This is a genomic window from Gordonia sp. i37, assembly GCF_002043085.1.
GTDB lineage: Bacteria > Actinomycetota > Actinomycetes > Mycobacteriales > Mycobacteriaceae > Gordonia > Gordonia polyisoprenivorans.
The window spans coordinates 1-12,889 of sequence record NZ_MVPX01000088.1; the positions used below are offsets into that span (position 1 = coordinate 1).

Genomic DNA, 12,889 nt, shown 5'->3' on the forward strand with positions numbered 1-12,889 from the left:
GGGAACCGCGTTCTGGATGGCGTTGGTGATCTCCACCAGAATCGCGTCACCGGCCGAATGGCCGTGGGTGTCGTTGTACTTCTTGAAGTAGTCGACGTCGACCACCAGGAAGGCGACGTGCTTGCCGGCGGTGGCCGCGGTGCGGAACAGGTGGATCGCGCCGTCGAGCAGTCCGCGGCGGTTGAGAGCAAGGGTCAGAGGGTCGGTCACGCTCAGTTGTGCCTGCTGATGTAGCAACGCCGTCAGTCGTCGGCGCAGGCTGGTGACCAGATAGGTCGGTACCGCGATGGCCATCAGCGCCGCGCCGCCGCCCACGATCAGCGCGGTCGTCGAGGTTGCCCGGATGGAGACGACCACACACACCAGGACGGCGGCGGTGAGTACGAAACCCATGACCACCGGTAACGACGAGTCCATCGCCGACAGCGCGGGGATCGCCGCAAGCAGGACGAGGACCGCCAACGCCGCTCCATTGTCGGCGATCACGATCGACGATCCGGCGACGCCGAGCATGCCGCCGAAACTCAGAAGGGCGAATCCGCGGTCGGACAATCGTCGGGCGTAGACGGTGATCGCAACCGATACCAAGGTGTAGACGCCGATGACCACGAGCACCCATTGGCAATGGGGTTTGAGAAACGTCGAGGAGAGGAGTCCGAGGAGGATCAATGGGATCGCACCGGTCTCGCTGACCAGCACGCCGATGGAGCGCTGGTCGAAGCTTCGGGCGAACGAGGGGCCGTCGACCCCCTTGGTGGCCGGGACCAGCTCGGACGAGCGGAATCCGGGGTTCGAATTGTCGGGAGGCTGAAGTCTCATCGGGGAGTGGGGTCGACCAGTCGTTGTGGAGCGGGCGGACGGGGTTACGTGCATCGCAACGTGACCGGACGGTGACGAGGGGTTAACGCACCGACGAGCCGCAAAGTCACTCCACTCCACTTCGTCTGGTCGAGCTCGATCGAGATCCGCCGCAGTGGATTCGATCTTTCGCTAGGCGAACTCTCGACGCTGTGTGCAACCCCCGTACGAGAAAGATACCAGATGCCGTATTGGGCGATTCTGAGAAATCGGTCTGAACGGAACGGTCGGAATTCGGGCTCGCGGAAACAATTCGATGGTGGTGTTGACCTATTCGAATAGTCGTATTCGTGAACCCGTCTCGGCAACCGCATATTTCCTATTTCATGGACCGGTGAGGCCGGTCACGATCGGTAACGTAGTGAGGTGTCGTGGAGGTTACGTGCGCAGCCAAAGCGCCTCCCGGCTATGTCCAGCGTCTATGATCCGATCATCCGGAACACCGGGTCGTACGCAAACCGAAGCAAGGGTGGGCTGGTAGTGCCGGGACATGGACACATGGTTGTCCAAGCGGATCCGTTCCGGCGACTGACCGGGGCATTCGGACGGGAGCTGGCCGGAGCGGTGGCCGCTCGGTTCGTCGACGGTTTGATGGCTCGCGTCGGACCCGCGGTGGCGATGATGCGCGTGGCCGACCTCGACTACGAACTGGTTCCGACCGCATCCAGCGAGGAGGAACTCGACATCCTCATCGGCGAACTCCGTGGCGGCGCCCACATCGTCGAGTGGGGCGGTGAGCGGTATTTCCTGGACACCCGAACCGGAGTGGCCTCGCCCCGTTATCTGTCCCGCGATCTGCGTAACGGCGTGGGTAAATGGTGCGCGGAATGCGCGTTCACGGCGGCGATTGAGCGGCGGACGCCACTGGAGGTGTGCGATGACGAGATGCTCGCCACCGTCGACCGGCTTCGTACGACCGTGCTACGGCTTTCGCGGGCCAAGGTTGCCGACTTCGCACCGCATTATCAGCCGATTGTGCATCTGCCTTCCCACGAGGTGGCCGGGTACGAGTCGCTGATGCGCTGGCATGACGGCAAGGAGGCCGGACCGAGCGAGTTCCTCCCGATCCTGGAGGGCACCGCCTTGCTGGGGCCGATCAGCGCCTCGACGATCGCGACGGCGGTTGCCGAACTACCACATGGGATCACCACAGTGGCCGGGTCGGAGTCCTTCGTGTCGATCAACTTCTCCCAGCGCCAACTGCTCAACCCGGCCATCGTCGACTCGACCATCGAGCAGGTCCGCACGAGCGGAGCAGATCCGGCGAGGTTCTGGATCGAGCTGCGTGAGGACGAGGTGATCCGCATCGCCAGCGATGCCGCGCATGCCGTCGGTGCACTGAGCGAGGCGGGGTGCACGATCGTCATCGACGATCTCGGGTCGGGATACTCGGCGCTGAGCTACCTGCGTGATCTGCCGGTCGACGTCCTCAAGGTCGACGGGGACCTGGTGAACTCCCTCGACAGTGACTGCGACGAGGAGAGCGAGACCACGGAGGCGGTGGTCCGTGCGATCTGCGACGTCGCCCGCGCGACGGGATCGAAAACGGTCGCCGAAGGTGTCGAGGACGCCGCTGTCGTCCCGTTGCTCGTCGACCTGGGATTCGACTACGCGCAGGGATACCACTTCGGGCGGCCCGCGTCGTCGTCGGCGCTGTTCGGTTGAGCCTCGTCTCTGGACTACTTGTCGCAGCCGAGAACCGCGGCCTTCGCGAGACCGCCGAACTGATAGGCGAACTGGAAGCTCCAGTACCGCAGCGACGACGGATACGACCGCGGTACCGGGCGCATGACGACGTCGCCGTCGAAGCACTGGCCGAAGATGTAGCGGGCGCGGACCATGTGGAACCGCCAGCTGATGACGATGACGCTGTGCCAGTGGCGTTGGCGGGCCAGTCGTTGGGTCTCCATCGCCTCGCCCCGTGTCGTCGACGGATCGGGGTCGAAACAGATCACCTCGATGGTGGCGGTGCTCGACGAACACACCCGCTGCATCAGCTGGGCGCCGGTGCGGTGGTAGTGGTCGTTCATGTACGGGTTGGAGATGAGGACCGTGGAGGCGTACCCCTCACGGGCGAGCTGTAGTCCGTAATCCTCACGGCCGTCGTGCTCCCCGCCGAGCACGACGATGGCGTCGACTTTGCGCAGCGGGTCGGAATGGTCGCGGTAGAACAGCTGATACCCCAACCCGTAGAACGCCGTTCCCGCGAGCACGGCGACGATCACCACGGCGATCACCACGCGGCGCAGCAGTCGGCGTCGACGGACCGGTCGCTCGGCTGAGGGGGACTGTCGAGAGGCTGTGAGATCGGGATCGGTCGCCGACGAGGACACGATGGGCTCGGGTGTCCTCGGGTTCACTCGACCCATTGTGGCCGCGGATCGGTGATCGTGCACCGTGGCGCAGCAGTGATCTGTGCCGCTGTCGGTGGGATCGGTGTGACCAGCCGGTGGTGATTCAGTAGTAATACGGAAAAGCGTCCCATTCCGGAGAGCGCTTCTGCAGGAAGGCATCCCGGCCCTCGACGGCCTCGTCGGTCATGTAGGCCAGGCGGGTGGCCTCGCCGGCGAAGACCTGTTGGCCCATGAGCCCGTCGTCGGTGAGATTGAAGGCGAACTTCAGCATGCGTTGTGCGGTGGGCGATTTGCCGTTGATGGTGCGACCCCACTCGATGGCGGTGCGTTCGAGGTCGGCGTGGTCGGCCACCCGGTTCACCGCGCCCATCCGGTGCATCGTCTCCGCGTCGTACACCTCGCCGAGGAAGAAGATCTCGCGGGCGAACTTCTGGCCGACCTGCTTGGCGAGATACGCGCTGCCGTAGCCGGCGTCGAAGGAGCCGACGTCGGCGTCGGTCTGCTTGAACCGGGCGTGCTCGCGCGAGGCGAGGGTGAGGTCGCACACCACGTGCAGCGAGTGACCGCCGCCGGCGGCCCAGCCGTTGACGACGGCGATCACGACCTTGGGCATGGTGCGGATGAGGCGCTGGACCTCCAGGATGTGCAGGCGGCCACCCTCCGCCTTCACGCGTGTCTCGTCGACGCCCTCGGCGCCGGCCGCGGCGACGTCGGCGTCATGGCTGGTCGCGTACTGATACCCGGACCGACCGCGGATGCGCTGATCGCCGCCACTGCAGAACGCCCACCCCCCGTCCTTGGGGCTCGGTCCGTTGCCGGTGAGCAGCACCGTGCCGATGTCGGGGGTGCGTCGCGCGTGGTCGAGGGCGCGGTAGAGCTCGTCGACGGTGTGCGGCCGAAACGCGTTGCGGACCTCGGGGCGGTCGAAGGCGATGCGCACGATGCCGTCGGCCCGGGTGGTACCGACGTGGCGGTGGTAGGTGATGTCGGTGAGTTCGCCGAGGTCGGTCACCGGACGCCACTGGCTCGGATCGAAGGGGGGTGGCGTGGCGGAGGCGGCGTCGGTGCTCATGGCGTTCAGGTTAGGACACCGATCCTGAGCTGCCGGCGAACACCCGGCCGGGGCGGTGCCGGGCTGCCCCGAGCGCCGGTTTCTTAGAATTTGGCGGGATTATTCCCGATGAGTGGCCACCCACCAGCGCCTTTTGGCATATTGGCGACGTGGGTGTGTGGGAGATCGTGCTGATCGTCGTCGCCGTGTGGGTGGCGCTGTCGGTCGTGCTCGCCCTGCTGATCGGCGCGATCATCAAGCTCCGGGACCGTCGGGAGGCGCCCACCCAGTCCACCCACGTGGATCTGCATGCGGTCGGCAGCACCCGTCACCACCACCGGTAGGTCGCGTTAGGCTGCGCCGACTGCGACGCCGATGACCGGCGCCGATACGGTGTCGGGCATGACTTCTTCGCCAGAATCGGGCTGGGCCGTGCCCGCCGACGCGGACTCGCCGCACGAGGGCGGATTCCGCGCCCGCATCGACATCACCACCGACCGCGGCGGCCCGCGCTACGGCGAACTCAGCGAGGAGATCCGGCGGCTGATGGATCTCGCGCGCTACGCGTGCCCGACCCCGGAGATCACCGACGAACTCATCGACCAGGTCCGCGCGCTCAACAAGCGCCTCGAGGACGTGCAGATCGACGAGTGGCGTTCGCCCGCGGGCACCCGAATCGATCTGCCTGCGCGGGGCAACATCACGCTGCCGCCGTACGAGATCAGCGAGGGCGGACCCGACGGCGTTGTTGCCTCGGTGACCTTCCGTCCGTTCCACCTCGGCGGCAACGACGCCGCGCACGGTGGCCACGTCGCGGTGGCCTTCGACGACCTGGGCGGTATGGCGTCGGCACTGGCGGTGCAGGGCATCACCCGCACCGCCTATCTGACCGTCAGCTACCGATCGTTGACCCCGTTGCGCACCCCGCTGCGCATGCACACCTGGGTCGAGAACCTGGACGGCCGAAAGGCTTTCGTCAAGGGCACGCTGCACGACGGGGACCGGCTGTGCGCCGAACTCGACGCGCTGTTCATCGCGCTCAAGCCGGGGCAGCCGTAGGCGTCTCGGCTACGTCAACTCGCGGACGTCGAAGCTCGCTCCCGCGGCCCGCAGACGGTCGGCGAGCGCATCGCCCATCGCGGCGGCCGGGGTGAGGACGCCGCTGCGGGCCGGGAGTTCGCCACGGTCGAGGGCCAGGGTGAGCGCACTCTCGCCGAGCATCACCGCGGTGGCCTTGTATCCCGGGTCGCCCGACAGCTTCATCTGCGAGCGGTACCGACGGTCGGTGCTGGTGCGGGTGTAGGTCTCGGTGACGAAAAAGCCTTTCTCCCTGGTCTTTTCGCTCGGACCGCTACCCGGCTTGGGCAGCACGCGATCGAGGAGCCGGCGCGTCGGACCGAAACTCATCGCCCCCAGGAACGCTCCGGTGCCGACGCTGACACTGCCGGCGATCAACGCCGACAGGACCGGGATACCGCCGACGTTCATGGTCTCCGCATAGTGGAAATCGGGGCCATAGGCGTTGTCCAGCAACGCGTTCGAGCGTCGCACGACGCGCGTGTTGTACGACGACATGAAGAATGGCGCGAGTGTCCCCGACAACGACGGGTCGACCGTGCGGGCGCGCACGACCGCGATGTCACTGGGCTCCGAGGACATGCTGACCTTCGGGGTGTCGCCCGGATCACCGGACAGCGCTTGCGGATTGAGCAGCAGCCGCCGCTTCTGCGGGTCCTTGGCCTCCTCGGCGATCACCCGCATCGAATCGATGGTGCCGCCGGACACGCCGCCGCGCATCGACTTGACCACCATCGTGGTGTCGGTGAGCGTGCCCGCCTCGTCGTCGGCGACCTTGCGATAGAGCAGATAGCTGCCGAGATCGGAAGGGACCGAATCGAATCCGCAGGAGTGAACGATGCGCGCACCGGTGGCCTGTGCGGTCTCGTGGGCTTTGTCGATGGAGAAGTGGACGAAGGGCACCTCGCCGGTGAGGTCGACGTAGTCGGTGCCCGCGGTGGCGGCCGCGACGACGAGCGACTCGCCGTAGCGCAGGTAGGGGCCGACCGTCGTACAGACCACCCGCGTGCGGGCGACCATCGCGTCGAGCGAACTCGGCGACGAGGCGTCGGCGACGATCAGCGGCCAGGTCGACGCCGCGGCGGGCAGGCGTCGGCGGACCTCGGCGAGTTTGGTCTCGGTGCGGCCGGCCAGCGCGATCTTGGTTCCTGCGGGTGCGTGCTCGGCGAGATAGCGGGCGGTCAGCTCGCCGACGAAGCCGGTGGCGCCGAAGACGACGACGTCGAACTCGCGGGCGGGCGTGGTGGTTGTCGGTTCAGGTGTGCCGGACTCGGACGAATTCTCCCCACTCATGGCGTCGAGGGTAATCGTCGTGCGAGATCGGTCACAGCGCGGCTGGTCCGGGGCGCCGTCGGGCGGCCCAACGCGCCGCGAACGGTGCCACGAACAGCATCAACAGCACCCGCAGGATCTGCGCGGCCACCACGAAGGCGACATTGCCGCCGGCCGCGGTGGCCGCGGCGAGCACCGCATAGATGCCACCTGGGGTGGTCGCCAGATAGCAGTCGAACATCGATTCGCCGGTCCACCACGACAACAGCACGCCGAGCAGTCCGCAGCCGACCCCGATCGCGAGGATCAGACCGATCGCCGGCGGCAGGATGCGCCCGATCGCCTTGAGTCGTTCCATCGTGAACCCCAGCCCGGCCTGCCAACCGATCAACGCGTAGGCGATCGCGAGCAGGATCGGTGAGATCGCGGCGTCGCCGGCCAGCCCGGTCAGTTCGGCGGTCGTCGACAACGCCATCGGACCGAGCAGGCCGGCCGCCGGGAGGTGGATGAGCCGGCCGAGGGGCACGCCGACGCCCGCGCACACCGCGAGCAGCACCAGCCCCCAACCCTGATCGGACCAGCTCGGTGACGCCTGGGCGACACCGTTGGCCGAAGCGTCGAACACCATCGACGCGACCAGCGGGATGGTGAGGGTCACCAGGGCCACGCGCACGTACTGGACGACGGCGACGACCCGCTCGTCGCCACCGAGTTCACGCGTCAGCGCCACCAGTCCGGACGCGCCGCCGGCGACCAAGGCGAGTGCGCCGGTGAGGGTATCGACTTGGCGGTGCAGTCCGAGCAGGGCTCCGCCGGCCACCGACAGGGCCAGGGTGCCCAGCCCGACGACGAGCACCGGTAACCACGCCGACCCCAGTCCCGACAGGGTGCTCGGGTCGGCCATGGTGCCGATGTAGACACCGAGCACCCCCTGTCCGGCCAGGAACAGAGGTCGGGGGACGACCGGGGCGTCCGGGTCGTCGGAGTGTGTGCGTGGGGCGAGTCCGGCGATGGCGAGGACCGCGGCGACCACCAGGCCGGCGAACAAGGCGGCGGCGTCGACGTCGAGGAGTTCGAGAAGAAGTGCGGCGATCGCGGTGACGAGAGCCAATCCGATCCAACGACGCACTGGCCCCAGCGTAGGCGGGCCCGGCTCAGCGGGTGCGGGCGCCTCCCAGGCTCATCGCGCCGAAGGTCTTGGGGGTGCCGCGTTGGTAGAAGCGGTCGAGGTCGGTGATCTCGAATCCGGCGTCGGTGAGGGCGGCGGGGATGTCGCGGGTGAGGTGACAGCCACCGGCGACCCGACGCTGGACGGGCTCGAGGCGGCGCTGCCACCGCTGGACCCGGGGATCGGGTGCGTCACCGTGTTCCAGGAAGCGCAGGGAGGCAGCAGGTTTGAGGACCCGGCGCAGTTCGGCGAGGGCCGCGGGCAGGTCGGCGATGGTGCACATCGTGAACGTCGACAAGGCGCCGTCGAAGGTGTTGTCGGGGAAGGGCAGCGACTGTCCGTCGAGCCCTGCGCGGTCGATCGGGACCGGCGACGCCGCGATGCGGTCGGCACCGAGAAGCCACCCGTCATCGGAGGGTTCGATGGCGCTGACCCGGGTCACCGCGGGCGGGTAGGCCTCGATGTTGTGGCCCGAGCCGAACCCGACCTCGACGATGTGGCCGGTCAGCGGTGCGCAGACGCGTCCGCGCAGCGGGACCATCACCGACGACCCGCAGGTCAGTTTGATCAGTCGCGGAAGGAGGTGGCGGTCGTAGAAACCGGAGCCCATGAGGCGAGAATAGGTCCGCCGGCCCGCGTGCTCGCCTGTTTTCAGTCATCTGCCGGGTATGCAGGGCGCGCTGACCTGGGCTTTTGGTGAATCTCTACTTCGGAAATGACTGAAAACAGGCGAGATGGAGCCAGAACGGGCCCCGCTGCGTCCAAACCTCGTGGACAAGACCGTCGAACTGGGTGTGAAGAGCCGTACGGAGTTGATCGCGGGCGGGCTGACCGACAACGACCTGCGGCGGATGGTGCGCCGAGGAGAACTCGCCGTCGAACGACGAGGGTGGTACTCGACCCCGGGCGCCGACTCCGACGCACTGCTGGCGGCACGGGGATACGGCGCACTGTCGGGTCCGACCGCGCTGGACAAACACGGGATCTGGGTTCCACCGGGCTACGAGGAGGTGCACATCCGCGCGGGCAAGGATGCGATGAGGCGGGGCACGGCCTGCTGTCGACCGCCGGGGCCGCCGCTACCGGTGCACTCGATCCTCGACCCGGTCCCCCTGGCCCTGTGCAGTGCGGTCGGGTGCATGAGTCCCGATGACTGGATCGTCGTCGCCGATTCGGTGCTGAACAGTCAGGGTCTCGATGTGGAGTTGCTGCTGGTGATGCTGCCGCGAGCCAACGCCACCATCGAGATGCTGTTGGCCGAATGCGATCCCCGATCCCAGTCGGGCACGGAGACCATGGTGCGCACCCGATTACGACGACGAGGACATGACGTCGTGGTCCAACCGAATCTCATCGGGTTGGGCTGGTTCGACCTGCGGGTGGGCCGACTTCTGATCGAATGCGACAGCAAGCTTCATCACACCAGTCTGGAGAACTACCGCAAGGACCGTCGCCGCGACCGCAAATCGCTGGCCAGGGGCTACTCGACGATGCGCCTGACCTACGACGACGTTCTCTACGGCTGGGACGACACACTGGCCGACATCACCCGCACCCTCGACGACGATCGACACCGGTTGCCACCTCCCGACGACGAATGACGGTGCCGTTCGCCTGTTTTCAGTCATTCGCCGAGTACACCGGACCCGCCGACCTGGGCTTTTGTCGAATCTCTACTTCCGGAATGACTGAAAACAGGCGAGCCGGGGTGCCACCGGGCATCCTTCGGCGGAGATCGGTGCGGAAAAGCGGCATCGTAGTGTGGAATCCATGAGTTCTTCCCCGGAATCTGCGCCGCCGAACCCGTCCACCCTGCAGGCGCGGGTCATCGTCGACGAGTTGGTCCGCGGCGGAGTCCGCGAGGCGGTGCTGTGCCCGGGATCACGCAATGCGCCACTGGCATTCGCGCTCCATGCCGCCGACGCCGCCGGCGCGCTGCGGCTGCACGTCCGGATCGACGAACGGTCGGCGGGATTCCTCGCCCTGGGGTTGGCGGCGTCGTCGGGGCGGCCGGTGCCGATCGTGATGACCAGCGGCACCGCCGTGGCCAACATGAGCCCGGCGGTCTTCGAGGCCAACTATGCCCGGGTGCCGCTGGTGGTGGTCAGCGCGAATCGGCCGTACGAGTTGCTCGGGTCGGGGGCCAATCAGACCGTCGAACAGTTCGGGATCTTCGGTACGCAGGTACGTGCCGCGATCAGCCTGGGCCTGGCCGAGGCCGACCTCGACACCAACAGCCAGTGGCGCTCGGCCGTCGGTCGCGTGCTGGCGGCGGCGCGGGGTGCGCGGACCGGCAATGCGGGACCGGTGCAGTTCGACATCCCGTTGCGCGAGCCGCTCGTCCCCGGGCCGCAGACCGGCCCCGAGTCCGACCTCGGCGTCTTCGCCGGACGTCCCGGTGGGCTGCCGTGGACGCAGGCACCGGTCGGCAAACTCGACATCCCACTGCCCATCGACCTGTCCGTCGACACGGTCGTCGTCGCAGGTCATGGAGCTGGTCGGTATCCGGAGCTGGACGGGGTCCCGACGGTCGCCGAGCCAACCGCACCGCATGCGGTGACCCCGCTGCATCCGCTGGCGCTCGACGCGCTCGCCCCGAAGCAGGCCATCATCTGCGGTCGGCCCACCTTGCACCGCGGGGTGGCGCGGCTGCTCGCCGACCCCGAGGTCCGCGTCTACGCGGTGACCACCGGACCGCGGTGGCCGGACGTGTCGGGCAATGTGTTCGCGACCGGCACCCGGGTTGAGGCGACCGGCGAGGCGGCCGAGGACTGGCTCAAGCAGTGCGCCGAGGTTCATCAGCGCGTCCTCGGGGCGGTCGACGCCGAACTCGATGCGGGCGGCCCGGCGACCGGCCTGCACGTCGCGCGGACGGTCAGCGCGGCCATGGTGCCCGGTGAGCAACTGGTCGTCGGCGCGAGCAACCCGATCCGCGACGTCGCACTGGCCGGGCGCGTCTCGCCGGGCGTGCGGGTGCTCTCCAACCGTGGCGTGGCGGGTATCGACGGGACGAATTCGACCGCGATCGGCGCGGCACTGGCCCACGACGTCGACCATCCGGGGTCGCGGACCGTGGCGTTGATGGGAGACCTGACCTTCATCCACGACGCCACCGGACTGATTCTCGGGCCGTCGGAGCCACGACCGCGGCATCTGCGGATCGTCGTCGCCAATGACGATGGTGGCGGCATCTTCGGGCTGCTCGAGCAGGGCGATCCGCGATTCAACTCCGGCCCGTACGCCGGTGCTTATGAGCGGGTGTTCGGCACGCCGCATCGCACCGATCTGGCCTCGTTGTGTGCGGGATTCCATCTGCCGCACCGCCGCGTCGAGCAATCCGACCTGGCTGCGGTGCTGGCCGAGCCGGGCGCCGGCGGGGTGGAAGTCGTCGAGGTGGTCACCGACCGTGAGCGCCTGCGTTCGGTGCACGCGGGGATCGTGGGCCGCCTGCGGTAGTGGGCCCGTATTCTGAGGTGCATGAATCCGGTCATCCTGCGGCGCGTGCAAAAGACGCTGCTGGTGATCGGGCTGATCGTCACCGTGATGGCCGGCGCGATGGTCGTGGCCGCCTTCCGCAACGACGCGGCGATCAACCGCGACAAGGGCACCGTGATGGCCGACATCGTCTCGGCCGACCGCCTGCACGCCGTCGCGTACTTCCAGACGCCCGACGGGCAGATCTACAGCCCGCGGCTGGGGCTGCTGTATCCGACAGAACTCGGTACCGGACAACGCATCAGCGTCGAATACGACCAGAGCAACCCCGACCTGGCCAAGCCCGCTGGGAGAGGGGCGTCGCTGGCGATCATCCCGGCGCTGTCGGTGGCCGCGCTGACGTGGCTGATCGTTCTCGCCGTGATGGTGCTGATCGCCGAGGCCAATCGCCGCCTGCTGCGCCGGGCCGCGCGTCGCGCCGACGAGGACGACTCCGGCCCCGACGACGGTGACGGCGGCGATCACCCCGACGACGACCCGTCACCGCGTCCCGCCGACGACCGGGCAACCGTCGATGCGTGAGGATGCTGCGGCGACCAGAGGTTCGCGCGGAGTTCGCGCGTAGGTCACATGCGGTCGTCGCCGAGGTCATCGAAGACAACGACCATTGGCGCCATGCGCGTGGCTATCGTCGCCGAGAGTTTTCTTCCGCAGGTCAACGGGGTGGTCAACTCGGTTCTACGAGTCGTCGAGCATCTCGAGGACGCCGGGCATGGTGCGGTGGTGATCGCACCGGATTCCGAGCGAGACGGTCAGCGGGCACCGCGGCTGGTGGGTCGGCACACCCCTGTGCACACGGTGCCCTCGATGCGATTTCCGGGCGTGACGTCGCTGCCCGTCGGGGTGCCGATGCCGAGCATGTACCGAGCCCTGCGCGACGTGCGCCCCGACGTGGTGCATCTCGCCTCGCCGTTCGTGGTCGGTGGGGCAGGCGCGTTGGCGGCCAAGCGGTTGGGCGTTCCGACGGTGGCCGTGTTCCAGACCGACGTCGCCGGATTCGCCGAGGCATACCGCCTTCAGGTGGCCGGGCGCGCGGCGTGGCGATACACGCGGATGGTGCACCTGGCCTGCGACCGCACCCTCGCGCCGTCCACGGCGACGATGGAAGCGCTTGCCGCCCGCGGGATTCCGCGACTGCATCGATGGGCGCGCGGCGTCGACACCGCCCAGTTCTCGCCGGCCAGACGCGATGACGACCTGCGCGCACAGTGGGGTGCGGACCGGTTGATCGTCGGATTCGTGGGCCGGCTTGCGCCGGAAAAGCATGTCGAGCGGCTCGCCCCGCTGGACCGCGACCCGTCGGTGCGGCTGGTGATCATCGGTGACGGCCCCGAACGTGCTCGCCTGCAACGACTCTGCCCGAACGCGGTGTTCACCGGCGAACTGCGCGGCGAACAACTGGCGCGCGCCTATGCCAGCCTGGACGTCTTCGCCCATCCCGGTGAGCACGAGACCTTCTGCCAGGCCATCCAGGAGGCGATGGCCAGCGGGATACCGGTGATCGGCCCGGATGCGGGTGGACCACGAGACCTGGTGACCCCGTTGTCGACGGGATTCCTCCTCGATCCGGCGACCTACGCCGATCGCATCGCCGAAACGGTCGCCGCGTTGCGG

At 67.9% G+C, this 12,889-nt stretch carries 13 protein-coding genes; 7 read left to right on the forward strand and 6 right to left on the reverse strand.

The genetic code is table 11. The features are described 5' to 3' along the window. The coding region (locus B1964_RS03765; protein WP_079928906.1) for a diguanylate cyclase at window positions 1-819 on the reverse strand (819 nt) is incomplete at its 3' end. Between the two features lie 537 nt (window positions 820-1,356). Here B1964_RS03765 and B1964_RS03770 point away from each other — a divergent pair. Further along, complete coding sequence (locus tag B1964_RS03770; RefSeq protein WP_253193874.1) at window positions 1,357-2,523, forward strand: EAL domain-containing protein; 1,167 nt, start codon at window positions 1,357-1,359, stop codon at window positions 2,521-2,523. Window positions 2,524-2,537: 14 nt separating this feature from the next. Here B1964_RS03770 and B1964_RS03775 read toward each other — a convergent pair whose 3' ends face one another. Then, window positions 2,538-3,191, reverse strand: a complete 654-nt coding sequence (locus B1964_RS03775) for a YdcF family protein (protein WP_079928915.1) — start codon at window positions 3,189-3,191, stop codon at window positions 2,538-2,540. A 124-nt stretch (window positions 3,192-3,315) separates the two neighbouring features. Continuing rightward, window positions 3,316-4,284 carry a 1,4-dihydroxy-2-naphthoyl-CoA synthase gene (locus B1964_RS03780; protein WP_079928907.1) on the reverse strand — a complete coding sequence of 323 codons (969 nt, stop codon included), beginning with the start codon at window positions 4,282-4,284 and terminating at the stop codon, window positions 3,316-3,318. A 149-nt stretch (window positions 4,285-4,433) separates the two neighbouring features. On the opposite strand from B1964_RS03780, the gene B1964_RS30335 reads away from it, so the two are divergent. Together B1964_RS30335 and B1964_RS03785 are read left to right on the forward strand one after the other, a co-directional pair. Next, entirely contained in the window at window positions 4,434-4,607 is a 174-nt protein-coding gene (locus B1964_RS30335; RefSeq protein WP_006370772.1) for a hypothetical protein, read from the forward strand. 58 nt (window positions 4,608-4,665) lie between these two features. Further along, window positions 4,666-5,322, forward strand: coding sequence for a PaaI family thioesterase (locus B1964_RS03785; RefSeq protein WP_014359121.1), 657 nt, complete (start codon window positions 4,666-4,668; stop codon window positions 5,320-5,322). Window positions 5,323-5,331: 9 nt separating this feature from the next. Here B1964_RS03785 and B1964_RS03790 read toward each other — a convergent pair whose 3' ends face one another. Genes B1964_RS03790 through B1964_RS03800 form a run of 3 tightly spaced genes read right to left on the reverse strand, consistent with a single transcriptional unit; the run spans window position 5,332 to window position 8,390 of the window. Further along, entirely contained in the window at window positions 5,332-6,633 is a 1,302-nt protein-coding gene (locus B1964_RS03790) for a saccharopine dehydrogenase NADP-binding domain-containing protein (RefSeq protein ID WP_079928908.1), read from the reverse strand. A gap of 31 nt (window positions 6,634-6,664) precedes the next feature. Then, on the reverse strand, window positions 6,665-7,741 hold the full coding sequence (locus tag B1964_RS03795) for an AbrB family transcriptional regulator (RefSeq protein ID WP_079928909.1): 1,077 nt from the start codon (window positions 7,739-7,741) through the stop codon (window positions 6,665-6,667). Between the two features lie 25 nt (window positions 7,742-7,766). Next, window positions 7,767-8,390 (reverse strand): class I SAM-dependent methyltransferase, encoded by a 624-nt coding sequence (locus B1964_RS03800; protein WP_079928910.1) that lies wholly within the window; start codon window positions 8,388-8,390, stop codon window positions 7,767-7,769. 124 nt (window positions 8,391-8,514) lie between these two features. Between B1964_RS03800 and B1964_RS03805 the strand changes: the two genes are divergently transcribed. The 4 genes from B1964_RS03805 to B1964_RS03820 all read left to right on the forward strand — a co-directional run. Beyond that, entirely contained in the window at window positions 8,515-9,381 is an 867-nt protein-coding gene (locus B1964_RS03805) for a hypothetical protein (RefSeq protein ID WP_006370777.1), read from the forward strand. Between the two features lie 169 nt (window positions 9,382-9,550). Then, window positions 9,551-11,236: a 2-succinyl-5-enolpyruvyl-6-hydroxy-3-cyclohexene-1-carboxylic-acid synthase gene (menD, locus tag B1964_RS03810; protein ID WP_079928911.1), complete on the forward strand. Its 1,686-nt coding sequence runs from the start codon at window positions 9,551-9,553 to the stop codon at window positions 11,234-11,236. 21 nt (window positions 11,237-11,257) lie between these two features. Next, window positions 11,258-11,797, forward strand: coding sequence for a DUF3592 domain-containing protein (locus B1964_RS03815; protein ID WP_079928912.1), 540 nt, complete (start codon window positions 11,258-11,260; stop codon window positions 11,795-11,797). 93 nt (window positions 11,798-11,890) lie between these two features. Beyond that, window positions 11,891-12,889, forward strand: a 999-nt coding sequence (locus B1964_RS03820; protein WP_079928913.1) for a glycosyltransferase family 1 protein, incomplete at its 3' end; no start/stop codon positions are given.